Consider the following 23,667-nt stretch of genomic DNA (forward strand, 5'->3'; position numbering starts at 1 on the left):
CTAGGACCCTCCGTGGCGACCCGCTGCGCCCGGCTTCGCCGCGCTTGCGATCGCCACTAGCTTGTCCGCCGCCGCAGCGTCGCCGCGGCCAGGCACAGCGCCGCGAGCGCGAAACCCATTACGACGACGATGTCGCGTACCGCGATGAAGGTCAGCTCGCTATGCGCGCCCACCTGCTGCAGCGCCTCGAGCGCGTAGCTCGCCGGCAGCACGTTGCTGATCCACTGCAACCAGTGCGCCATCAATGCGCGCGGCACGATGATGCCCGCGAGCAGGAACTGGGGCACCATGACCAGCGGGATGAACTGGACGGCCTGAAACTCGGTGCGCGCGAACGCACTACACAACAAACCGAGCCCGACCCCTAGCACGGCGTTTACGATCGCGATCACGAACACCCACACCGGGCTGCCCGCCGTGTCGAAGCCGAGGAGCCAGAACGACACGATGCACGCCAGGATGGCTTGCACGGCAGCGGCGATCGAGAACGCGGTGCCGTAGGCGATCAGCATGTCGAGCCGGCGCAGGGGAGTGGTCAGGATGCGCTCCAGCGTCCCGGACGCCCGTTCGCGCTGCATGGTGATCGACGTGATGATGAACATCACGAAGAGCGGGAACAGGCCTAGCAGTATCAGGCAGGCGTTGTTGAACGGCGACGGCATCCCCGGGCGGTGCGGCGCGTTCTCGAACATGAAGTACATCAGCGTGATGACCAGGATCGGCACGAACAGGATCAACGCCACGCTTCGATGATCGGCGGCCAGCTGACGCAGGATGCGCGTCGTCGTGGCCGCGTAGGCCTTGAGCCCTAACCCGCCTTTTGCTTCGTGCTGCGCCTGATGATGGACAGAAACGCGTCCTCCAGTGACGGACATCCGGTGTCCTCTCGTAGTCGGGTCGGGGTGGTGTGCGCGACGAGGTGGCCTTCGCGCATCAGCAACAGGTCGCCGCAGTGGTCGGCCTCGTCCATCACGTGGCTGGAGACCAGCAGGGTGGTGCCGCCGCGGGCGAGCTCGGTGAACTGTTCCCACAGGTCGACGCGCAGCACGGGGTCCAAGCCGACGGTCGGCTCGTCGAGCACGAGCAGCTCGGGGAGGCAGACCAGTGCGCACGCCAGCGACGCGCGGGTGCGCTGACCGCCGGACAGGTTGCCGCAGAAGGCGGTTCGATGGTCGGTCAACCCGACCCGCTCGATGGCCGCGTCGGCGGCGCGGTTGTCGAAGCCGTACAGCGCGGCGAAGTAGCGAACGTTGTCCACGATCCGCAGGTCGTTGTAGATCGTCGGGTCCTGGGGCATGTATCCGACTCGGCGGCGCAGGGCCGGGCTCCCGGCCGGCCGGCCCAGCACCGTGACGGTGCCCGACTTGACGATCTGGGTGCCGACGATGCACCGCATCAGGGTGGTCTTGCCGCAGCCGGACGGGCCGAGCAGGCCGGTGATCGTGCCCTTGGCGATCGTCACCGAAAAGTCGTGCAGCGCGGGACGTTTACCGCGGACGACGCGCAGATGCTCGATGTTGACCGCGGGGGTGTGCCCCCTCGCCAGTAATTCATCACTCGATGAACTCATCATGTGATGAATACTCCGCTCGCGAGCGGCCGCTGTCAAGGCCGACTTCGCCGCCGAACGTGCAATCCACGACGCGACACGCCGCCGTGGCGTCGTGGATTGCACGCTCGGCGGCGCCGCTTAACTTCGCGGCGTCTCGGTGAGACGATTTGCTGGGCGCGTTTGGATCCTGGGATCGGTAGCGACGGGAGGCACAAGAATTTCGCAAATGGTCGGCGCTAGCGTCCGGCCGCGTAACCGCGGAAAGGAACCCCCATGGGCAAGTTGCTGACGGATCACGGCGACCCGGAGAAACGCATCGCCGATCTGGAGCATCAGCTTGCCGAGCGGACCCGCGGCGCCGAACCGCCTCCGGCGACCGCGCACGACGCGGGCCCGTCGCGCCGTTTCGAGGTGGCCGCCGCCCCGCCCAGTACCAAGCAGATGATGAAGTACACCTACCTGTTCATGTTCGGGGGCATGGCGGGGCTCGGCCTGACCTATATGGCGCTGTTTCTGGTTGGCGCCGTCGTGGGCGCGGAAAACGTGATGAAGGTCGGCGGCTTCGTGGTGTTCCTCGCGTTCCTGATGCTCGCCATGCCGGCCTTCGGCCTGTTCCAGCGGCGGATGAATCGGAAGAAGACGGTCCTCGTCGACGTCGGCAGCGGCGGCGTGACCGTCAGTTCGCGGCCGGGGGAGGTCTTTTCGTTCGGCGATGCGCAGCTGGGCACGTGGACTCTCGCGGGGTATGGCGGCACGGCGAAAGGCACAGCGCTGCACCTGCGGAGCGGCGGCGACCGCTTTGTCATCGGCGGACAAGATCATCGCGTGGCTCCCGAAACACCGCTCGACGCAGCGCCGGTGGACAGCGTGGACGCGACGATGTGGTCCGAGGAGTTCGATGAGCTTCTCACTACGGTCGGCCGGCCGCGCGGGCTCGATGCGCGCGGGGCCGCCCCGGGGCAACCGATTCGCTGCCTGCTCACACCCAACCCGGCGAGAATGTACTCGACCTCGTTCTTCGGGATGTTCAAGAACACCGCGACGGCGCTGAGGATGAACGCCAACCCGCCACAACCGGCCCTGGTCATCGACGTCGGCGACGACGCGATCTCGGTCACCGACCTGGCGAGCAACGCGCCCGTCGCCTCGGCCCCGCTTGCGCAGGTGACCACGACGCCGGTCGCGAGCACCCGCTCGGCCCCCTACATGGGTACGTTGACAACGGCTGTTCTGGTTGTGCGAGTCGGTAATTCGCAACCGCTGACCATCGCGTGCCCCGACTACGCCGGCCCCCCACAGGCCCGTTGGAGCGGCACGACCAAGCTCACCTACCGGTTCGCGTGGCGCGGAAACGTGACTCCGGCGGATGAGGCGGAATTTGTCGTCTCGGACGCGGATTGGCTGATGCTCGTCGAGAAATTCGGCCTGGCCGCGCAACTGGAGGACAGGGCCCGAACCGGCGCGACCCCGGCCTCGATCGCGGCACCGCTGGCCCGCCCTAAACGCAAGCTCTGGATCTATGGCGTCGTCATCGCCGCGGTCATGTTCGGCGTGGCGCCGGCGATGATGATTCTGGCCGGCAACATAAACGGCGGTCATCAGAACAAAGAAGATCAGCTGAAGGCGGACCAGGAGCGGCCGTTTGCGCTGCCGTTCACCGGCCTGCGCCTTCCACACGGTGTGGCCGTGGACGCCGCCGGCAACGTCTACGTCGCCGAGACGCGCACCAATCAGGTGCTCAAGCTGGCGCCCGGGTCGAACACCCAAACGGTGCTGCCGTTCACCGGCCTCGACCTCTTCGACGACGGCGTGATCGATGGTTCCACCGCCGGCGTGGCGGTGGACGCCGCCGGCAACGTCTACGTTGCCGACTCAGGCAACGGTCGGGTGGTGAAGTTGGAGGCCCGGTCGGGCACCCAGACCTCGCTGCCGTTCAGGACTCTGCGATCTCCCCATGGTGTTGCGGTGGACGCGGTCGGCACCGTGTACGTCGTCAACTACTCCGACGGTCAGGTCGAGAAGCTGGCGGCCGGCTCGCGCACCGAGACCATACTGCCGAAGCTCGACCGACACACTTTTACCGGTGACGTGGCCGTGGACACCGCCGGCAACGTCTACGTCAGCTGCAGCCACGGACGAAGCAGCCGCAGTTGCGTGATGAGGCTGGCGCCCGGGTCGAACACCTGGACCGCATTGCCGCAAGCACGCGACAACTCCGGCAACACTTTCAGCACCGGGGAGCAGGATCTCGCGGTGGACGCCGCCGGCAACGTGTACATGATCACGTCAAGAACCGTGCTGAAGCTGGCGCCTGGGGCGGACAACTGGACACCGCTGCAAGGGACGCCCCCCTTCGTGGACCCCATGGGCCTCGCGGTGGACCCCAGCGGCACCAACGTCTACGTCACCGATCATGTGGGCTCCCGCGCCGTGGGAGGTGGATCTTGGTTCGGCATATGGCCGATGGGACCGGATGACGCTCACGGTCTCGTGCTCAAGCTGCCCGCGGGTTAGCCGACCGATCCGGCCCCCGGGCGGCGCAGCGGCTGATGTCCATGCACGCCTTCGGCGTAGGCCGTCTCGGCGTGTTGGGTGAGGTCGACGCCGGTCGCCTCGTCTTCGGGGCTTAGCCGGAAGCCCATCACCCGATCGATGACCTTCGCCAGCACGAATGACGCCGTGAACGCGTAGAGCGCCACCACGCCGATCGCCAGCGCCTGCTTGCCCAGCTGGGCGAAGCCGCCACCGTAGAACAGGCCCCGTGGCCCGGAAGTCATGACTGCTGTCGCGAGCAGCCCGATCAACGACACACCGACCACGCCGCCGACGAAGTGCACACCCACCACGTCGAGCGAATCGTCGTAGTTGAAGCGGAATTTCGCCGCCACCGCGAACGAGCACACGACACCGGCCGCGAGGCCGACGACCGCCGCGCCGAGCGTGTTGACGGTTCCGCACGACGGGGTGATGGCGACGAGGCCGGCGACCACACCGGACGCCGCCCCGAACGTCGTGGGCCTGCCGTCGCGGATCCGTTCCACCGCCAGCCAGCCGAGCATGCCGAGGCACCCCGCGACGAGCGTGTTGAGGAAGATGGCCGCGGCGGTTCCGTTGGCGGCCAACGCCGATCCCGCGTTGAAACCGAACCAGCCGAACCACAGCAGCCCGACACCGAGCAGGACGAACGGCAGGTTGTGCGGCCGCATCGCGTCCTTCTTGAAGCCGATGCGGGGCCCGAGCACCAGCGCCAGCGCCAGCGCGGACGAACCGGACACGATCTCGACGACCAGCCCGCCGGCGTAGTCGAGCACGCCCAGCTTCGCCAGCCAGCCGCCGGGTCCCCAAACCCAATGCGCGACAACCGAATACACCACGATCGTCCAGACGGTGGCGAACGCCATCCAGGCCGCGAACCGCGCGCGATCCGCGATGGCGCCGCTGACCAGGGCGGCCGTGATGATCGCGAACGCCAACTGGAAGGTGGCGTACAGCAGTTCGGGGACCGCCCCGTGGACGGTTTCGGGGCCGATGCCGAGCATCCCGAGGTGATCCAGGTTGCCCGCCAGCCCGTACGCCCCGTCCGGTGAGAACGCGATGGTGTAGCCGAGCAACAGCCACGCCACCGTGACCAGCGGGATGGAGATGAAGCTCATCATGATCATGTTCAGCACCCCGGTGGTGCGCACCATGCCGCCGTAGAAGATCGCCAGGCCGGGGGTCATCAGCAGCACCAATGCGGTGCTGGCCAGCAGCCACGCCGTGGCGGCGGGGTCGATCGCATGCATTGTCGGGCTCCTTCGACACAATTTCGGCCGGGATATTGCCATGTCGGGTGTGTCGGTAGGTTCGGTGGGTGGTCGCAGGGGAGCTGTCGGTGGATCCGGTCGCCGCCGCGCACCGGCTGCTAGGCGCCACCCTCACCGGCAGGGGCGTGCGGGCCGTCGTCGTCGAAGTGGAGGCCTACGGCGGGGTTCCCGACGGTCCCTGGCCCGACGCCGCGGCCCACTCGTACCGCGGCCTGTCCGGCCGCAACGCCGTGATGTTCGGCCCGCCCGGGCGGCTCTACACCTACCGCAGTCACGGGATCCACGTCTGCGCCAACGTCTCCTGCGGGCCCGACGGGACCGCGGCGGCCGTCCTGCTGCGCGCCGCGGCCCTCGAGGACGGCGTCGACGTCGCGCGCGCCCGCCGCGGCGAGCTGGTCCGCACCGCGGCGCTGGCGCGCGGCCCGGGGAACCTGTGCTCGGCGCTGGGAATCACCATGGACGACAACGGGATTGATTTATCCGATCCCGACGGACCGGTGACCCTGGAACTGAACGCCCCGCTGACCGCCACGTCAGGCCCCCGCGTCGGCGTCAGCCAGGCCGCCGACCGGCCGTGGCGGCTGTGGCTGCCCGGGAGGCCGGAGGTATCGGCCTACCGGCGCAGCCCGCGGGCGCCCGCGCCCGGGACGAGCGACTAGACGGTGGCGGGGGAGGCAACGCGAAACGCCGGGTCCACGCGGCGCGCGATGAGCACGAACGTCACGGCGAGTAGCGGTGCGACGGCGCTGTATACCGCGGCCGGCGTGGCCATTACGGCGCTGTTGAGCAGCTGCGGGCTCAGCGCGATGCCCATCGCGACGACGGCGTTGTGCATGCCGACCTCCAGGCTGACGGCGACGGCCTGCCGCGGGGCCAGCCGCATCAGGCGCGGCGCCAGGTAGCCGACCGTCAGGCTCACGGCGCAGAACACCACGACGGCACCGCTCAGCAGGCCGATGTTGTGCCAGAGCGTGCTTCGCCCTCCGGCGATGGCCGCGACGATGGCGAGCACCAGCAGCGTGAGCGCCGCGATGCGGACCGGCTTCTGCATGCGCCGGGCCAGCTCGGGGAAGCGGTGGCGGATGGCGACGCCGATCGCGATGGGCACCAGCACCAGGCCGATCACCGCCAGGAACTTGTCCAGCTGTAGGGGGAGGAACCGGCCTTCGCCGAGGAACCATGTCATCGCCACCGCCAGGATCGCAGGCAGGGCGACGATCGACAGCACGGCGTTGATTGCGGTCAGGGTGAGGTTTAGTGCCAGGTCGCCGTTGAACAGGTGGCTCAGGATGTTCGACATCGTGCCGCCGGGGGTCGCGGACATCAGCATCAGGCCGACCGCCAGGTGCGGTTCGAGATGGAACGCCTCGGCGATCACCAGGCACAGGGTCGGCAGCAGCAGCGACTGACACAGCAGCGCAACCGCGAGCGGTTTGCGCATGGTGGTGGCCCGCTTGAAGTCGGCGACGGTGAGCGTCAGCCCGAGGGCGAGCATGATGATCGCGACGACCAACGGCCAGTATCGGTTGTCCATGACGCTCCGCGGGGTTGGTGCGCGTACGGGGGAAAGCGATGGCGCGACGATGCGCCGCGTAGTTAGCTTGCCTTATATAGCCGCGCAGGAGCGAATCGAGGCCGCCGCAGCGACTAAAGTCGTGCGCGATGTCTTCCGGGATCCTTGACGAGCTGGGCTGGCGCGGGCTGATCGCGCAGTCCACCGACCTCGACGCGCTGGCCGCCGAAGCGCAGCGCGGGCCGATGACGGTGTACGCCGGCTTCGACCCGACCGCGGCGAGCCTGCACGCCGGGCACCTGGTGCCGCTGCTGGCGTTGCGCCGCTTCCAGCGCTCCGGGCACCGGCCGATCGTGCTCGCCGGAGGAGCCACCGGCATGATCGGCGACCCCCGCGACGTCGGCGAGCGCAGCCTCAACGAGGCCGACACCGTCGCCGCGTGGACCGAGCGCATCCGCGGGCAGCTGGAACGCTTCGTCGACTTCGACACCTCACCGACCGGCGCCGTCGTCGTGAACAACCTGGACTGGACGCAAGGCCTGTCGGCCGTCGAGTTCCTGCGCGACATCGGCAAGCACTTTTCGGTCAACGTGATGCTGGACCGCGACACCATCCGGCGGCGCCTCGACGGCGAGGGCATCTCCTACACCGAGTTCAGCTACATGCTGTTGCAGGCCAACGACTACGTCGAACTGCACCAGCGGCACGGCTGCACGCTGCAGATCGGCGGCTCGGATCAGTGGGGCAACATCATCGCGGGTGTGCGCCTGGTCCGCCAGAAGCTCGGCGCGACCGTGCACGCGCTGACGGTCCCGCTGGTGACCGCCGCCGACGGCACCAAGTTCGGCAAGTCCACCGGCGGCGGCAGCCTGTGGCTGGACCCCGACATGACCAGCCCGTACGCGTGGTACCAGTACTTCATCAACACCGCCGACGCGGACGTGATCCGCTACCTGCGCTGGTTCACCTTCCTGTCCGCCGACGAGCTGGCCGAGCTGGAAGCGGCGACGGCCGAGCGGCCGCAGCAGCGCGCCGCCCAGCGCCGGCTGGCCCGCGAGCTGACCGTCCTGGTGCACGGCGAGGCGGCCACCGAGGCCGTCGAGCATGCGAGCCGGGCGCTGTTCGGGCAGGGCGAACTCGACCGGTTGGACGAGGCGACCCTGGCGGCCGCGCTGCGCGAGACCTCGGTCGCCGAGCTCAAGCCCGGCAGTCCCGACGGGATCGTGGACCTGTTGGTGGCCAGCGGACTGTCGGCCAGCAAGGGGGCCGCGCGCCGCACGATCGGTGAGGGCGGGGTGTCGGTGAACAACGTCCGCGTCGACAGCGAGGAGTGGGCGCCCCAGCCGTCGGACTTCCTGCACGGCAGGTGGCTGGTGCTGCGCCGCGGCAAACGCAACGTCGCCGGCATCGAACGCGTCGCCTAGCCAAACCTTTATCGCGCCGTGCCCCCGACGTGACCGTCGATGACCAGGGTGGTCACGGTGACTAACGCGACGCGGCTGTTCCGGATAGCGGCGCTGGCCGCGGGCCTGGCCGGCCTGACCGCCGTGCTGGCGGCGCCCGTGCACGCCGACCTGATGGGCAACGCGTTTCTGAGGGCCCTGGCGAACGCCGGCGTCCCGGTTTCGCAGCCGGACAGCGCGACGGCGCTCGGCAAGTCGGTCTGCCCGATGCTCGTGCAACCCGGCGGCACGTTCGACTCCGTGATCGCCACGGTCGGCGACGGACACGGAATGTCCCCCGACGCGGCGGGCGTGTTCACCATCGTCGCGATCGCCACCTATTGCCCGGCGGTGCTGGCCCCGCTGCTGACGGACCGGCCGCCGGCCTAAACGGCCGTCACCGCGCGCTCGACGGCCGCCCGTATCCTGTGCAGCGTGGTCGACGACAGGCAGGCGCGCGGCGGTAGGCGGGGACCGCGCACGGAGCGCGCGGGTTCCTGGTCGGGTCCCGGCCGCGCTCGACCGGCGCAGCCGCGCACCGCGGACAAAGAGGACCGGGGCACACACGACGGTCCCCCGATCCCGCCCGGCGTGGACGCCAAACAGCTGGCGCCCGACATCCGCGGCGAGCTGAGCACGCTGGACCGCGCCACGGCCGACGCGGTGGCGCGTCACCTGGTCGCCGCTGGCGAGCTGCTCGACGAGGACCCCGAGGCCGCGCTGAAACACGCCCGCGCGGCGCGGGCCCGGGCCAGCAGGATCGCCGCGGTCCGCGAGGCCGTCGGGATCGCCGCCTACCACTGCGGCGACTGGGCCCAGGCGCTTGCCGAACTGCGCGCCGCCCGCCGGATGGGCAGCAAGTCGCCGTTGCTCGCGCTGATCGCCGATTGCGAACGCGGGCTTGGCCGTCCGGAGCGGGCGATCGAATTGGCGCGCGGCGAGGAGGCGGCCCAGCTGTCCGGCGACGACGCCGACGAGTTGCGCATCGTCGCCGCCGGCGCGCGCGCCGATCTCGGGCAGCTGGAGCAGGCGCTGACCGTGCTGTCCACGCCGCAGCTGGACACGAGCCGCAGCGGCTCGACGGCGGCACGGTTGTTCTACGCCTACGCCGACACGCTGCTGGCGCTCGGCCGCAACGCCGAGGCGCTGGAATGGTTCCTGCGCTCGGCGGCCGCGGACATCGAAGGCGTCACCGACGCCGAAGAGCGCGTCGGCGAGCTTGCGTAGATGAAAACCATTGCGCAGCAATATGATTGCTTTCTCGTCGACCTGGACGGGACCGTCTTCCGCGGCGCCCAGCCCACCGAGGGCGCCGTCCAGTCGCTGGACGAGGTCGAAAGCCGCAAGCTCTATGTGACCAACAACGCCTCCCGCAGCGCCGACGAGGTGGCGCTGCACCTGCGCGAGCTCGGCTTCACCGCCACCGCGACCGACGTCGTGACCAGCGCCCAGAGCGCGGCGAAGCTGCTGGCCGACGAGTTGGCGCCCGAGTCCCGCGTGCTGATCGTGGGCACCGACGCGCTGGCCAACGAGATCGCCGCCGTCGGGCTGCGCCCGGTGCGCCGCTACGACGACGACCCCGTCGCCGTCGTGCAGGGCCTGTCCACCACCATCGGCTGGCCGGACCTCGCCGAGGCGGCCCTGGCCATCCGGGCCGGCGCGCTGTGGGTGGCCGCGAACGTCGACCCCACCCTGCCCACCGAGCGCGGCCTGCTGCCCGGCAACGGCTCGTTCGTGGCAGCGCTGCGGGCCGCCACCGGCGCCGATCCGCGCGTCGCCGGCAAGCCGGCGCCGCGGCTGCTGCAGGACGCGGTGGCGCGTGGCGACTTCCGCGCGCCGCTGGTCGTCGGCGACCGGCTGGACACCGACATCGAGGGCGCCAACGCCGCCAAGCTGCCCAGCCTGATGGTGCTCACCGGGGTCAGCACCGCCCGCGACGCGGTCTTCGCCGACCCCGCCCGCCGGCCCACCTACATCGCCCACGACCTGCGCTCGCTGCACGAGGGCGGTGGGCTGCTCGCGGTGGGACCGCAGCCAGGCTGGCACGTCGAGGTCGGGGACCGGGCGGTGACGGTCAGCGCCAACGGCGCCGACGAGGGGGACGGGCTGTCGATCGTCCGCGCCGTCGCCGACGCGCTGTGGGGCGCTCCGGACGCTGGGGCCGTGCGCATCGAGGCGGCCGACGCGCGCGCCCGGGACGCGCTGCAGCGCTGGTCCCTGGACTAGCGTGGGTACGCGATGAATATCGATCCCGATCAGCTTCGCGCTGAAATAGACGCCCTGGTGGCCCAGCTGTCCGATATCGGGGATCCGGAGAACTCCGAACACGAGCCGTCGCTCGCCGAGCTCGAAGAGATAGCGCGCCGCCTCTCCGAGGCGCACGACGTGCTGCTGGCCGCGCTGGAGTCGGCGGAGAGAGGCTGAGTACGGCCGTGGCACGACGTGCCCGCGTTGACGCCGAGCTCGTCCGCCGCGGGCTCGCCCGATCCCGCCAGCAGGCCGCGGAATTGATCGGCGCCGGCAAGGTGAGCATCGACGGCATGCCCGCGCGCAAGCCCGGCACCGCCGTCGACGTCACCGCGGCCCTGACCGTCGCCGACGAGGGCGAGCGCGGCTGGGTGTCGCGCGGGGCGCACAAACTCATCGGAGCCCTGGACGCCTTCGGCATTCCCGTCGCGGGCCGCCGCTGCCTGGACGCCGGCGCGTCGACGGGCGGGTTCACCGAGGTGCTGCTGGATCGGGGGGCGGCCGAGGTGGTGGCCGCGGACGTCGGCTACGGCCAGCTGGCCTGGTCGCTGCGCTGCGATTCCCGGGTGATCGTCCTCGAGCGCACCAACGCCCGCGAATTGACGCCCGAGGCCATCGGCGGGCCCGTCGACCTGGTGGTGGCCGACCTGTCGTTCATCTCGCTGGCCACCGTGTTGCCCGCGCTGATTGGATGCGCTTGGCCCAGCGCGGATATCGTTCCCATGGTGAAGCCGCAGTTTGAGGTGGGCAAGGGCCAGGTCGGCTCGGGCGGGGTCGTCCAGGACCCCGGCCTGCGCGCCGACGCGGTGCTGCGGGTCGCGCACCGCGCGGGGGAGCTGGGCTGGCAGGCCGTCGACGTCACCGCCAGCCCGCTGCCGGGCCCGTCGGGCAATGTCGAATACTTTTTGTGGTTGCGCGCCGAGACCGATCGGGGGCTATCTGCTGATGGGCTGGAGGACGCGGTGCGGCACGCGGTGGAAGCGGGCCCGCGATGACCGCTGAACGTACCGTGCTGCTGGTGGTGCACACCGGCCGCGACGAGGCGACCGAGACCGCGCGTCGCGTTCAGAAAGTGCTGGGCGACAACGGGATTGCGCTTCGCGTGCTGTCGGCCGAGGCCGTCGACCGGGGATCGCTGCACCTGTCCCCGGACGACATGCGGGCGATGGGCATCGAAATCGAGGTCGTCGACGCGGACCCGCTCGCGGCCGAGGGCTGCGAACTGGTGTTGGTGCTCGGCGGCGACGGCACCTTCCTGCGGGCGGCCGAATTGGCCCGCAACGCCGGGATTCCGGTGCTGGGCGTCAACCTGGGCCGGATCGGCTTTCTGGCCGAGGCCGAAGCCGAGGCGATCGACCGCGTGCTCGAGCACGTGGTGGCCCGCGACTACCGGGTCGAGAACCGCCTGACCCTGGATATCGCGGTGCGCCACAAGGGCGCCGTCCTTGAACACGGGTGGGCGCTCAACGAGGTCAGCCTGGAGAAGGGCCCCCGGCTGGGCGTGCTCGGGGTGGTCCTCGAGGTCGACGGCCGTCCGGTGTCGGCGTTCGGCTGCGACGGCGTGCTGGTGTCGACGCCGACGGGCTCCACCGCCTACGCGTTCTCGGCCGGCGGCCCGGTGCTGTGGCCGGACCTCGAGGCAATCCTGGTGGTGCCCAACAACGCTCACGCACTGTTCGGCCGGCCCATGGTCACCAGCCCCGAGGCCACCATCGCGATCGAAACCGAGGCGGGCGGTCACGACGCCCTGGTGTTCTGCGACGGCCGCCGCGAAATCCTGATCCCGGCCGGCAGCCGGATCGAGGTGACGCGCTGCGACACCCCGGTCAAGTGGGCGCGGCTGGACAGCGCGCCGTTCACCGACCGCCTGGTGCGCAAGTTCCGGTTGCCGGTGACCGGTTGGCGCGGAAAGTAATGACCCGGTGCTCACCGAGATACGCATCGAGTCGCTGGGAGCCATCAGCGCCGCGGTCGGGGAGTTCGGCCGCGGCCTGACGGTGCTGACCGGCGAGACCGGCACCGGCAAGACGATGGTGGTGACGGGGCTGCACCTGCTGGGCGGAGGCCGCGCCGACCCGAACCGGGTCCGCTCGGGCGCCGACCGCGCCGTCGTCGAGGGCCGTTTCACCACAACCGATCTCGATGACGAGACGGCCGCGCAGCTGGACGCGATCCTGGGGGACCTGGGCGCCGAACGCGACGAGGACGGCAGCGTCATCGCGCTGCGCTCGGTCAATCGCGACGGACCGTCGCGCGCCTCCCTGGGCGGGCGCAGCGTCCCCGCCAAATCGCTGGGCGACTTCACCACCGAACTGCTCACCCTGCACGGGCAGAACGACCAGCTGCGCCTGATGCGGCCCGAGGAACAACGCGGCGCGCTGGACCGCTTCGCCGAGGCCGGCCCGCCGCTGGAGCGGTACCGCAAGCTGCGCGAGGCCTGGCTGACGGCGCGCCGCGACCTCATCGACCGCCGCGATCGGGCCCGCGAACTCGCGCAGGAGGCCGACCGTTTGCAGTTCGCGCTGAACGAGATCGACACCGTCGACCCGCAACCCGGCGAAGACGACGCGCTGGTCGCCGACGTCCTGCGGCTGTCCGAGCTGGACACGCTGCGCGAGGCCGCCGCCACCGCGCGGGCCGCGTTGTCCGCCGACGACGGCGACGGCCTCGCCCACGGCGCCATCGACAGCCTCGGAAAGGCAAGGGCCGCACTCGAATCGACCGACGACGCGACGCTGCGGGCGCTGGCCGGCCAGATCGCCGAGGCGCTGACGGTGGTCGACGACGCGGCACACGAACTCGGCGGCTTCCTCGACGACTTGCCCGTCGACGCCAGCGCGCTGGAATCCAGGCTGGCCCGCCAGGCCCAACTGCGCACGCTCACCCGCAAGTACGCCGCCGACATCGACGGGGTGCTGCAGTGGGCGCGCGAATCGCGCGAACGGCTGGCGCAGCTCGACGTCTCCGAAGAGGCCATCACCGCGTTGGCGCGCCGCGTCGACGAGCTGGCGCGCGAATTGGCCGACGCGGCAGTCGATCTCGGCAAGGTTCGGCGCAAAGCCGCCAAGCGGCTGGCCAAGGCGGTGACGGCGGAGCTGTCCGGGCTGGCGATGGCCGACGCCGAATTCACCATCGACGTGCTCACCGACGTCGCGACCGACCCGGACGATCCCGCCACCCTGATCCTGCCGTCGGGTGAGGCGGCCCGCGCCGGCGGTGACGGCATCGACCAGGTCGAATTCGGCTTCGCCGCGCACCGCGGCATGACGGTGCTGCCGCTGGCCAAGAGCGCGTCGGGCGGCGAATTGTCCCGGGTGATGCTGGCCCTGGAGGTGGTCCTCGCGGCCTCGGCGGCCGGCACCACCATGGTGTTCGACGAGGTCGACGCCGGCGTCGGCGGGCGGGCGGCGGTGCAGATTGGGCGGCGGCTGGCGCGGCTGGCCCGCACCCATCAGGTCATCGTGGTCACGCACCTGCCGCAGGTCGCCGCGTACGCCGACGTGCACCTGGTGGTGCACAGCGCCGGACCGAAGGGCACCAGCGTGGTGCGCCGGGCTAGCGGCGACGACCGGGTGGCCGAGCTGGCGCGGATGCTCGCGGGCCTGGGCGACTCCGACAGCGCCCGCGCGCACGCCCGCGAACTGCTCGAGACCGCCCAGGCCGAGCAGGGCTGACGTCTTCCTCCCCGCGAGCGTGCGTGTCTGGCCGCCGACACGCCGCGCAGCCCGTACAACTGCGCACCCTCGACGCGACCAACCCGTTGTGAGCCTGTTACCAATGTGACGCTAGATAACTTATGAGGCGCATGTTACGGCGCGCCTCCACGCCTCACCCTGGCTTCGCGGACAGAATCGCCCCCATGAAGATGTCAGGTCTGCTTTCGCGTAACACGTCCCGGCCGGGCCTCACCGGCACCGCCCGGGTCGACCGGAACATCGACCGCCTGCTGCGCAGGGTGTGTCCCGGCGACATCGTGGTGCTCGACATCCTGGATCTGGACCGCATCACCGCGGACGCGCTGGTGGAGGCCGACATCGCCGCCGTCGTCAACGCGTCACCGTCGGTGTCGGGCCGCTACCCGAACCTCGGCCCGGAGGTGCTGGTCAACAACGGGGTCACCCTGATCGACGAGACCGGGCCCGACGTCTTCAAGAAGGTCAAGGACGGCGCCAAGATTCGGCTCTACGAGGGCGGCGTGTATTCCGGTGACCGCCGGCTGGTCCGCGGCACCGAGCGCACCGACCACGACATCGCCGACCTGATGCGCGAGGCCAAGAGCGGCCTGGCCGCCCACCTAGAGGCATTCGCCGGCAACACGATCGAGTTCATCAAGAGCGAGAGCCCGCTGCTCATCGACGGCATCGGCATCCCCGACATCGACGTCGACCTGCGCCGGCGGCACGTGCTGATCGTGGCCGACGAGCCCAGCGCCGAGGACGAGCTGCGCTCCCTCAAGCCGTTCATCAAGGAGTACCAGCCGGTGCTCATCGGCGTCGGCACCGGCGCGGATGTGTTGCGCAAGAACGGCTATCGCCCGCAGATCATCGTCGGCGATCCCGACCAGATCAGCACCGACACCCTCAAGTGCGGCGCCCAGGTCGTGCTGCCCGCCGACGCCGACGGCCACGCGCCCGGCCTGGAGCGCATCCAGGACCTCGGCGTCGGGGCGATGACCTTCCCGGCCGCCGGATCCGCGGTCGACCTGGCGCTGCTGCTGGCCGATCACCACGGCGCCGCGTTGCTGGTGACGGCCGGCCACACCGCGAACATCGAGACGTTCTTCGACCGCAACCGCACCCAGAGCAACCCCTCGACGTTTCTGACCCGGCTTCGGGTGGGGGAGAAGGTGGTGGACGCCAAGGCCGTTGCGACCTTGTACCGCAACCACATTTCGGGGGGCGCCATCGCGCTGCTGGCCCTGACGATGCTGATCGCCATCATCGTCGCGCTGTGGGTGTCGCGCACCGACGGCGTGGTGCTGCACTGGATCACCCACTACTGGAACCACTTCACCCTGTGGACACAGCACTTGCTCACATAGGGTCTCGACGAACGGTGCGGTAAATGATCTCGTTACGCCAACACGCCTTATCCCTGGCCGCGGTCTTTTTGGCGCTGGCCGTCGGCGTCGTGCTGGGGTCCGGATTCCTGTCGGACACCCTGCTGTCCAGCCTGCGTGACGAGAAACGCGACCTGTACACACAGATCAGCGGGCTCAACGACCAAAAGAACACGATGAACGAAAAGCTCTCCGCGGCAAACAATTTCGATAACCAGTTGGCCGGCCGGATAGTGCACGACGCGCTCGGCGGCAAGTCGGTGGTGATGTTCCGCACCCCGGACGCCCGCGACGACGACGTCGCCGCGATCGCGAAATTCATCGGCCAGGCCGGCGGAACCGTCGCTGGAACGGTCTCGCTCACCCAGGAGTTCGTCGACGCCAACTCCGCGGAGAAGCTGCGGACGGTGGTCAACTCCTCGATCCTGCCCGCCGGTCAGCAACTGAGCACCAAGCTCGTCGACCAGGGCTCGCAGGCTGGCGACCTGCTCGGCATCGCCCTGCTGATCAACGCCAACCCGGCCACCCCGCCCATTGACGACCCGCAGCGCGACACCGTGCTGGCATCGCTGCGCGACACCGGTTTCATCACCTATCAGCCCGCCGACCACCTGGGGGCGGCCAACGCCGCGCTGGTGGTCACCGGCGGCGCGGTGCCCCAGGACGCCGGCAATCAGGGCGTCAGCGTTGCCCGGTTCTCCGCCGCGCTGGCGCCGCACGGCTCGGGCACCCTGCTGGCGGGCCGCGACGGCTCGGCCACCGGCGGCGCCGCGGTTGCGGTCGCCCGCGCCGACGCCGGCATGTCGTCGGCGATCAGCACCGTCGACGACATCGAGGCCGCGCCTGGCCGGATCACGACGGTCCTGGGCCTGCACGACCTGATCAACGGCGGCCACGTCGGCCAGTACGGCACCGGTCACGGCGCCACGTCGATCACGGTGCCGCAGTAGCGGGCGTGTTCCCCGCGACACACCGTCGTGGATGTTAGGGTGGGTTTCCGTGGGTCGGCAGGCCCAACTAGTTAAATCCAAGCCCTGCCCGTCTTCACGGAGGTCGCCAGTGCGCAAGCACCCCCAAACCGCCACCAAGCACCTCTTCGTCAGCGGTGGGGTTGCTTCCTCGCTCGGCAAGGGGCTCACCGCCAGCAGCCTGGGGCAGCTACTGACGGCCCGCGGGTTGCACGTCACGATGCAGAAGCTCGACCCCTACCTCAACGTCGACCCGGGCACGATGAACCCGTTCCAGCACGGCGAGGTGTTCGTCACCGAGGACGGCGCCGAGACCGACCTCGACGTGGGCCACTACGAGCGGTTCCTGGATCGCGACCTGTCCGGCTCGGCGAATGTGACCACCGGGCAAGTGTATTCGACCGTCATCGCCAAGGAACGGCGCGGCGAGTACCTCGGTGACACCGTCCAGGTGATCCCGCACATCACCGACGAGATCAAGCGGCGGATCCGTTCCATGGCCGAGCCGGACGCCGACGGGCATCGCCCCGACGTCGTCATCACCGAAATCGGCGGCACCGTGGGCGATATCGAGTCGCAGCCCTTCCTGGAGGCGGCGCGGCAGGTGCGCCACGACCTCGGCCGGGAAAACGTGTTCTTCCTGCACGTGTCGCTGGTGCCCTACCTGGCGCCCTCGGGCGAGCTCAAGACCAAGCCCACCCAGCACTCGGTGGCGGCGCTGCGCAGCATCGGTATCACCCCGGACGCGCTGATCCTGCGCTGCGACCGCGACGTCCCCGAGCCCCTGAAGAACAAGATCGCCCTGTCGTGTGACGTCGACATCGACGGCGTCATCTCCACCCCGGACGCGCCGTCGATCTACGACATCCCGAAGGTGTTGCACCGCGAGGAGCTTGACGCGTTCGTGGTGCGCCGGCTCAACCTGCCGTTCCGCGACGTCGACTGGACCGAATGGGACGACCTGCTGCGCCGGGTGCACGAGCCGCACGAGACGGTGCGAATCGCGTTGGTGGGCAAGTACGTGGAGCTTTCCGACGCCTACCTGTCGGTCACCGAGGCGCTGCGCGCCGGCGGGTTCAAGCACCAGGCCAAGGTCGAGATGGTGTGGGTGCCCTCGGACGACTGCGCGAATCCCGGCGAGGCCGCGGCCGCGCTGGCCGACGTGCACGGGGTGCTGATACCCGGTGGTTTCGGCATTCGCGGCATCGAGGGCAAGATCGGCGCCATCCGGCACGCCCGGGGGCGCGGGCTGCCGGTGCTGGGGCTGTGCCTCGGGCTGCAGTGCATCGTGATCGAGGCCGCCCGCTCGGCCGGTCTAACGGAGGCCAACTCGGCCGAATTCGAGCCGGGCACACCGGATCCCGTCATCTCCACGATGGCCGACCAGGAGCACATCGTCGCCGGCAACGCCGACCTCGGCGGCACCATGCGGCTCGGGGCCTACCCTGCGGTGCTGGAGCCGGATTCGATTGTGGCCCAAGCGTACGGCGCGACGGAGGTGTCCGAGCGACACCGGCACCGCTACGAGGTCAACAACGCCTACCGCGACAAGATCGCCGAAAGCGGCCTGCGCTTCTCGGGCACCTCGCCCGACGGTCACCTCGTCGAGTTCGTCGAATACCCACCCGACGTGCACCCGTTCATCGTCGGCACCCAGGCGCATCCGGAACTCAAGAGCAGGCCGACCCGGCCGCACCCGCTGTTCGTCGCGTTCGTCAAGGCCTCCCTCGACTACAAGGCGGGCGAGCAGCTCCCCGTGGAGATCCCCGAGCAGCACTCGCCCAACGGCACCCAGCATCGAGACAGCGTTCAGCGGCCGCTACCCGAGCCCGCGACCCGTGGCTGAGCACGTCTTCGAGACGGCGTCATCCGAAACGCTGCACACCGGAAGGATTTTCGCGCTGCGCCGCGATCAGGTCCGGATGCCCGGCGGCAAGCTCGTCACCCGCGAAGTCGTCGAGCACTTCGGCGCCGTGGCCGTGGTGGCGATGGACGACGACGGCAACATCCCGATGGTCTATCAGTACCGGCACGCGTTCGGACGGCGGCTGTGGGAGCTGCCCGCCGGGTTGCTCGACGTCGGCGGCGAGCCGGCGCAGCTGACCGCCGCCCGCGAACTGCACGAGGAGGCCGGCCTGAAGGCCGACACCTGGCGGGTGCTCGTCGACCTCGACTCCACGCCCGGCTTCAGCGACGAATCGGTGCGCGTCTATCTGGCCACCGGGCTCACCCAGGTGGACCGGCCCGAGGCGCACGACGAAGAGGCCGACATGACGCTGCAGTGGTATCCGCTGGCAGACGCCGTCGACAAGGTGCTTCGGGGCGAGATCGTGAATGCCATTGCGGTGGCGGGGATTTTGGCCGCGCACGTCGTCACTACCGAGTGCATGACGACGCGCCCGCCGGACAGCCCGTGGACCGACAAGCCGACCGCGTTCGCCGCGCGAAAGGCCGCGCAATGACGGCGGCGCTGGACACCCAACTGCAGGGCTACCTCGACCACCTGACCATCGAGCGCGGCGTGGCCAAGAACACGCTGAGCTCCTATCGCCGCGACCTGCGCCGCTACAGCAAGCACCTGTCCGACCGCGGGATCCACGACCTGGCCAAGGTCGGTGAGGACGACGTCAGCGAGTTCCTGGTGGCGTTGCGCCGCGGCGATCCCGACACCGGGGCCGCGGCGCTGTCCGCCGTGTCGGCGGCGCGGGCGCTGATCGCGGTGCGTGGCCTGCACCGGTTCGCCGCCGCCGAGGGCCTGGCCGAGCTGGACGTGGCGCGGGCCGTGCGGCCGCCCACGCCGGGCCGCCGGCTTCCCAAGAGCCTGACCATCGACGAGGTGCTGGCGCTGCTGGAGGGCGCCGGCGGCGACAGCCCGAGCGACGGCCCGCTGACGCTGCGCAACCGCGCGCTGCTGGAGTTGTTGTACTCCACCGGATCTCGGATTTCCGAGGCCGTCGGCCTCGACGTCGACGACATCGACACCGAGGCCCGCTCGGTGTTGCTGCGCGGCAAGGGCGGTAAGCAGCGGCTGGTGCCGATCGGGCGCCCCGCCGTGCAGGCGCTGGACGCCTACCTGGTGCGCGGCCGGCCCGATCTGGCCCGCCGTGGTCGCGGCACGCCGGCGATCTTCCTCAACGCCCGCGGCGGGCGGCTGTCGCGGCAAAGCGCGTGGCAGGTGCTGCAGGACGCCGCCGAGCGGGCGGGCATCACATCGGGTGTGTCGCCGCACATGCTGCGCCATTCCTTTGCGACCCACCTGCTCGAGGGGGGCGCGGACGTCCGCGTCGTGCAGGAGCTACTCGGGCACGCCTCGGTGACGACGACGCAGATCTACACGCTGGTCACCGTGCACGCGCTGCGCGAGGTGTGGGCCGGGGCGCACCCGCGGGCCCAATAGCGTCCGCGCTGATGGCTTGCTGATAGTTACTGACCGGCGACGGCCAGGATCAGCTCGGCCACCACGCCCGGCGAGTTCACCGGAAGATGGTGCCCGCCGGCCGTCCAGTCGATCCGAACGTGCTCATTGTGGCGCAGTGATTCGACTGCCGCCCGTCGAATGGCGTTGAACCGCTCGGGATCTGCACGATAGCCGGGTTGCTCGCCGAGCAGGATTCGCACCGGGATCCGCAAGCCGGCGTAGGCCGCGGCGGGGTCGAGCTGCCAAGGACATCGCTGCGCGCAGAGCAGGGTCGGCGGTTCGGGACGGGCCGAGAAGATGCCGTTGGCGTCGGGAAGTCGGGCGCGTTCGGCGACCGCGCGCAGGACCGAGTCGGGTGGACCCGACAGTAGGAGCCGTTTCTCCCACATGGCCGCATCGCCGCGGAAGACGCCGGCCGCCAGCCGACCTTCGTCGCCCATGCCGTCATCGGGCGTCAGCCCCAACGCCGCGAAGAGCTCCTTCATCCCCAAGAGCGGACCTTCGACGATCACCAGGCTGCGCGCGTGCGCCCCGCCTGCCGCCGCGGCGAGCGCCGTCCAGCCTCCCAGCGAGTGGCCGACCAGAATGGTGTCGTTCAACCGCATTGCGGCAGTGATTCTTCCGACGTCGGCGGCCAGGTCGGCCAGCGTGAACGGGGCACCCACGGTGGACCAGCCGTGGCCACGCAGGTCCGCGGCCACCACCCGCAGGCGGCCGCCGATCGCCGCGACGACGTCGCGCCAAACCGCGAGGTTGTGGCCGGCGCCGTGCAGCAGAAGCACCGACGGCCCGGTGCCCCCGTGATCTCGCACCGCCAGCACGCCGGAACCGACCGGCACGAAGGCATCCATGGTCAGCCGGTAAGCTCGGGCTTTCCCTGGGCGGCGACGGCCAACATGGACAATAGGCGGTCGTTGAAGTGCAAGTGCGACAACTCATCCCACGGCTTGGGCACCGGCGGGCCTTCGATGACTACCGGTCGGATCTCCGGTGCCTTGGCACCCAGTGCCAGCGCGTAGCCCACTTCTTTCCGTACCCAGGTGGAATCCTTGGCCGCGTGCGACCAGAACAGCAGGAACAGGTCGCAGGTGTCGATCTGCCGGTAAAGCTCCTTCTCCCAACGCTGGCCGGGATCCAGGTCGACGTCCTGGAAATACTCGATGCTCGCCGCGCGCAGCACCTGCAGGCGCGCGAGCACCGCGGCGCGGTCGTCGGAGGAATACGACACGAAGGCGCGTGTGAACCGGCGCGCCTCATCGCCCACCAGTTCATGAACGGCGCCCCCGGCGCCCGCTGCGATCCGAACACTGAAGCGCAGCAACCCGATTGGGATGCCACGCCGGCTTACCCGCAGCGTGCCGACCGTGGTTTGTCCGACCGGCATGGTTTCGGGCACCACGGCTTCGAACTGCACGGCGGCCGACTTGCCGCACCAGGTCAGCTGCTGTACCGGATCGGGAACCTCGATACCTCGGATGGCCAGGTCGAAGACAAGGATCTCACCGCGGCCGATTGGTACCTCCAACGTGCGCGCTCCGCGGCGTTCGGCGCGTTCGTCGAATTCGGTCGCCATTTTCGCGACGTCGAGCGCGTCGTCGGGCAGGTGGACAAACACCTGCACCAATGCGGATGAGCCGGGGCTCATCTCGCGTGGCGCAAACACCGAGCAGTCGACGTAGTCCTCTGCCTCCGCCACATGATCCGTGCCGGTCGCGACCGCACCCGATGTCATCCTGAGCACGTAGAGCAGCCCTTCGCCGGTGATCAAGTCGTCGCCTGCCGATGTCAGCATCGCCCACTCCGGGCGCTCCGGCCCGAACCCCGGAGTGACGACCTTGCCGTCCCAGCGGTAGCTCGGATCGGCAGGTACTCTCGGCGGCCGAAAATCCCCGTTGGCGCCGGGCTCGGCGGTCCCGGCCGGCAGCGGATACCCTGTCGCCGATCCATAGGCGGCGTAGGCGGAGGGCGGGGGGAGCGGCGGCCGAGCCGTGGTGTTGAAGCGCGCGTCGGCGTCCCGTGGCTTCGGGATGCCCGGCGGCGCCGCAACATCCGGTGCCGCGACGGCTTCGTCCAACGCCGCCGCGAGACCTGAGCAGGACGCGTAGCGATGCGGCGGGTTTCGGGCCAGGCCCGTCCTGAGGACCACCTCCAGCGCTTTGGCCAGGTATGAATCCGCCACGGCGCCGGATACCGGAAGCGGGTCAAGCCGCGACACCACATGCGCGGCGGCGGTCTTTTCTGCCGTCTCGCCTGCGAAGGGGGGAACACCGAGCAGGCAGTGATGGGCCACCGCGGCGAGGGAGTACTGGTCACTGGCAGCGGTGGCTGGCTCGTGACCGAGGCGCTCGGGTGCCGCGTAGTCCAGCGTCAGGTACGCCGAGCTGGATGGCACCGGGTCGATAAGGTACGCGCGCAATCGTTCGGGCGCCGCCGCGGTGGTGACGAGGATGTTGTGCGGCTTGACGTCGCCGTGTGTCTGACCGGCCGCGTGGATCGCATCCAGCGCCGACGCGGTTTGGCGGACGATGGAGGCGATGTCGCGCAGGGTGAGCGGAGTGTGTGCCCACCAAGCGGGCAGGGCGACACCGGTGATCAGGCGCATGGCCAGCCATGCGTAATCGTTCATGCGTCCGTGCCCGTAGACGGTGATCAGGTTCGGGTGTTGCACGTCCAGCGCCGCGACGCCCGCCAGCAACGCCTCGTCATCGGCGGCGACGATCTTCAACGCGAGGTCGCGCCCGAACGACGGATGTCCCGCACGGTAGACGGATGCCCGCGGCCCGCTGTGAAGCAGTTCGACGAGCTCGAAGTCGCCGAACGCCGAGCCGACCTCTGGCTCGCGGTCCACCACAGCAGACTAACGGTGCGTCAAGCGGTGTCGCCGGCAAACGAGGTCAGCCCAGGTATTCGGACTTCAGCACCAGGTCGGACACCATCAACTGGTACTCGACGTGGGTCTTGTGCTCGACGGTGTTCCACGCCTTGCCCTGCTGCTGGCGCATGTATTCGCGGTACTTCGGCGCGCCGGGGATCCGCACGTTGTCGGCGACCACGATCGTCCCCGGATGCAGCCAGCCCCGCTCGACGATGCTCATCAGGTCGCCCAGGTAGGCGTTCTTGTCGTGATCCAGGAAGACGAAATCCAATGTGCCCGAAGTGAATCCGTGCTCGCTGGCCAGCGCGTCCAGGGTGCGCCCGCCGTCGCCGATGGTGCCGACGACGCAGGTGACCCGATCGGCCACGCCGGCGTGCTCCCAGATCCGGCGGGCGTTGGCGGCGTTGGCCTCGGCGAGCTCGACGGAATACACCTTGGCCTTTGGCGCGGCGCGGGCGATCCGCAGCGCGCCGTAGCCGCAGTAGGTGCCCAGCTCGAGCGCCAGCGCGGGATCGGCGCGGCGCACGGCCGCGTCGAGCAGGAGCCCCTTCTCGTCGCCGATGCTCATCAGCATCGACTTCTCGTAGGCGAACGTGTCCAGGGCGGCCAGCGCGTCGTCGATGTCGCCGGCCCGGGCGTTGCGCAACACGTATTCGGCGGCGGCCGCCTCGCGGCCATCACCGATCTGACCCGTCGTGGTGATGTTGCGCACGCCGGCGGCCATCCGCCACACCGACCAGCGCAGGATGGGCAGCCGTCGCTTGAGGTCCATGTAGGACCACGATAG

Annotated in this window: 22 protein-coding genes; 15 read left to right on the top strand and 7 right to left on the bottom strand. The window is 69.9% G+C overall.

Annotated elements, in window-relative coordinates; all coding sequences use genetic code 11:
• Positions 1 to 56 precede the first annotated feature (56 nt).
• On the bottom strand, positions 57 to 875 hold the full coding sequence (locus tag AC5Y7V_RS26865; protein ID WP_499883086.1) for an ABC transporter permease: 819 nt from the start codon (positions 873 to 875) through the stop codon (positions 57 to 59).
• Positions 809 to 1,573: an ABC transporter ATP-binding protein gene (locus AC5Y7V_RS26870; RefSeq protein ID WP_499883087.1), complete on the bottom strand. Its 765-nt coding sequence runs from the start codon at positions 1,571 to 1,573 to the stop codon at positions 809 to 811. The genes AC5Y7V_RS26865 and AC5Y7V_RS26870 overlap by 67 nt, the downstream gene beginning before the upstream one ends.
• Before the next feature lie 252 nt (positions 1,574 to 1,825).
• Between AC5Y7V_RS26870 and AC5Y7V_RS26875 the strand changes: the two genes are divergently transcribed.
• Positions 1,826 to 4,066, top strand: coding sequence for an NHL repeat-containing protein (locus AC5Y7V_RS26875; RefSeq protein ID WP_499883088.1), 2,241 nt, complete (start codon positions 1,826 to 1,828; stop codon positions 4,064 to 4,066).
• On the opposite strand, the gene AC5Y7V_RS26880 is transcribed toward AC5Y7V_RS26875, so the two are convergent.
• Positions 4,063 to 5,337 carry an ammonium transporter gene (locus tag AC5Y7V_RS26880; protein WP_499883089.1) on the bottom strand — a complete coding sequence of 425 codons (1,275 nt, stop codon included), beginning with the start codon at positions 5,335 to 5,337 and terminating at the stop codon, positions 4,063 to 4,065. The two genes, AC5Y7V_RS26875 and AC5Y7V_RS26880, sit on opposite strands and share 4 nt — an antisense overlap.
• 68 nt (positions 5,338 to 5,405) lie before the next feature.
• On the opposite strand from AC5Y7V_RS26880, the gene AC5Y7V_RS26885 reads away from it, so the two are divergent.
• Positions 5,406 to 6,017, top strand: coding sequence for a DNA-3-methyladenine glycosylase (locus tag AC5Y7V_RS26885; protein WP_499883090.1), 612 nt, complete (start codon positions 5,406 to 5,408; stop codon positions 6,015 to 6,017).
• Here the strand turns inward: AC5Y7V_RS26885 and AC5Y7V_RS26890 are convergent.
• Positions 6,014 to 6,943, bottom strand: coding sequence for a bile acid:sodium symporter family protein (locus AC5Y7V_RS26890; protein WP_499883166.1), 930 nt, complete (start codon positions 6,941 to 6,943; stop codon positions 6,014 to 6,016). The genes AC5Y7V_RS26885 and AC5Y7V_RS26890 overlap by 4 nt on opposite strands.
• Before the next feature lie 77 nt (positions 6,944 to 7,020).
• On the opposite strand from AC5Y7V_RS26890, the gene tyrS reads away from it, so the two are divergent.
• The 13 genes from tyrS to xerD all read left to right on the top strand — a co-directional run bounded on the left by tyrS (position 7,021) and on the right by xerD (position 19,984).
• Entirely contained in the window at positions 7,021 to 8,295 is a 1,275-nt protein-coding gene (tyrS, locus tag AC5Y7V_RS26895) for a tyrosine--tRNA ligase (protein WP_499883091.1), read from the top strand.
• Between the two features lie 48 nt (positions 8,296 to 8,343).
• Entirely contained in the window at positions 8,344 to 8,703 is a 360-nt protein-coding gene (locus tag AC5Y7V_RS26900) for a DUF732 domain-containing protein (RefSeq protein WP_499883167.1), read from the top strand.
• 45 nt (positions 8,704 to 8,748) lie between these two features.
• A complete protein-coding gene (locus AC5Y7V_RS26905; protein WP_499883092.1) occupies positions 8,749 to 9,540 on the top strand; it encodes a tetratricopeptide repeat protein in 792 nt (263 codons plus the stop codon).
• Positions 9,541 to 10,539, top strand: a complete 999-nt coding sequence (locus tag AC5Y7V_RS26910; protein ID WP_499883093.1) for an HAD-IIA family hydrolase — start codon at positions 9,541 to 9,543, stop codon at positions 10,537 to 10,539.
• Positions 10,540 to 10,551: 12 nt separating this feature from the next.
• On the top strand, positions 10,552 to 10,737 hold the full coding sequence (locus AC5Y7V_RS26915) for a hypothetical protein (RefSeq protein ID WP_499883094.1): 186 nt from the start codon (positions 10,552 to 10,554) through the stop codon (positions 10,735 to 10,737).
• A gap of 8 nt (positions 10,738 to 10,745) precedes the next feature.
• Positions 10,746 to 11,555, top strand: a complete 810-nt coding sequence (locus AC5Y7V_RS26920) for a TlyA family RNA methyltransferase (RefSeq protein WP_499883095.1) — start codon at positions 10,746 to 10,748, stop codon at positions 11,553 to 11,555.
• Positions 11,552 to 12,475, top strand: a complete 924-nt coding sequence (locus AC5Y7V_RS26925) for an NAD kinase (protein WP_499883096.1) — start codon at positions 11,552 to 11,554, stop codon at positions 12,473 to 12,475. The genes AC5Y7V_RS26920 and AC5Y7V_RS26925 overlap by 4 nt, the downstream gene beginning before the upstream one ends.
• Positions 12,476 to 12,482: 7 nt before the next feature.
• The gene (recN, locus tag AC5Y7V_RS26930; RefSeq protein ID WP_499883097.1) at positions 12,483 to 14,234 is read left to right on the top strand and encodes a DNA repair protein RecN; all 1,752 of its coding nucleotides are present in this window, start codon (positions 12,483 to 12,485) and stop codon (positions 14,232 to 14,234) included.
• A gap of 185 nt (positions 14,235 to 14,419) precedes the next feature.
• Entirely contained in the window at positions 14,420 to 15,601 is a 1,182-nt protein-coding gene (gene steA / locus AC5Y7V_RS26935) for a putative cytokinetic ring protein SteA (protein WP_499883098.1), read from the top strand.
• A 23-nt stretch (positions 15,602 to 15,624) separates the two neighbouring features.
• A complete protein-coding gene (locus tag AC5Y7V_RS26940; protein ID WP_499883099.1) occupies positions 15,625 to 16,569 on the top strand; it encodes a copper transporter in 945 nt (314 codons plus the stop codon).
• A gap of 109 nt (positions 16,570 to 16,678) precedes the next feature.
• Positions 16,679 to 18,433: a CTP synthase gene (gene pyrG, locus AC5Y7V_RS26945; protein WP_499883100.1), complete on the top strand. Its 1,755-nt coding sequence runs from the start codon at positions 16,679 to 16,681 to the stop codon at positions 18,431 to 18,433.
• Entirely contained in the window at positions 18,426 to 19,049 is a 624-nt protein-coding gene (locus AC5Y7V_RS26950) for an NUDIX domain-containing protein (RefSeq protein WP_499883101.1), read from the top strand. Before pyrG ends, AC5Y7V_RS26950 begins: the two co-directional genes overlap by 8 nt.
• A complete protein-coding gene (gene xerD / locus AC5Y7V_RS26955) occupies positions 19,046 to 19,984 on the top strand; it encodes a site-specific tyrosine recombinase XerD (RefSeq protein WP_085200535.1) in 939 nt (312 codons plus the stop codon). The genes AC5Y7V_RS26950 and xerD overlap by 4 nt, the downstream gene beginning before the upstream one ends.
• 26 nt (positions 19,985 to 20,010) lie before the next feature.
• On the opposite strand, the gene AC5Y7V_RS26960 is transcribed toward xerD, so the two are convergent.
• Genes AC5Y7V_RS26960 through AC5Y7V_RS26970 form a run of 3 tightly spaced genes read right to left on the bottom strand, consistent with a single transcriptional unit; the run spans position 20,011 to position 23,652 of the window.
• On the bottom strand, positions 20,011 to 20,844 hold the full coding sequence (locus tag AC5Y7V_RS26960; RefSeq protein ID WP_499883102.1) for an alpha/beta fold hydrolase: 834 nt from the start codon (positions 20,842 to 20,844) through the stop codon (positions 20,011 to 20,013).
• 14 nt (positions 20,845 to 20,858) lie between these two features.
• Positions 20,859 to 22,856 carry a protein kinase domain-containing protein gene (locus AC5Y7V_RS26965; RefSeq protein WP_499883103.1) on the bottom strand — a complete coding sequence of 666 codons (1,998 nt, stop codon included), beginning with the start codon at positions 22,854 to 22,856 and terminating at the stop codon, positions 20,859 to 20,861.
• Between the two features lie 43 nt (positions 22,857 to 22,899).
• Positions 22,900 to 23,652 carry an O-methyltransferase gene (locus AC5Y7V_RS26970; protein WP_499883104.1) on the bottom strand — a complete coding sequence of 251 codons (753 nt, stop codon included), beginning with the start codon at positions 23,650 to 23,652 and terminating at the stop codon, positions 22,900 to 22,902.
• Between the last annotated feature and the right edge of the window lie 15 nt (positions 23,653 to 23,667).

It is taken from the genome of Mycobacterium sp. NGS34 (assembly GCF_059812845.1).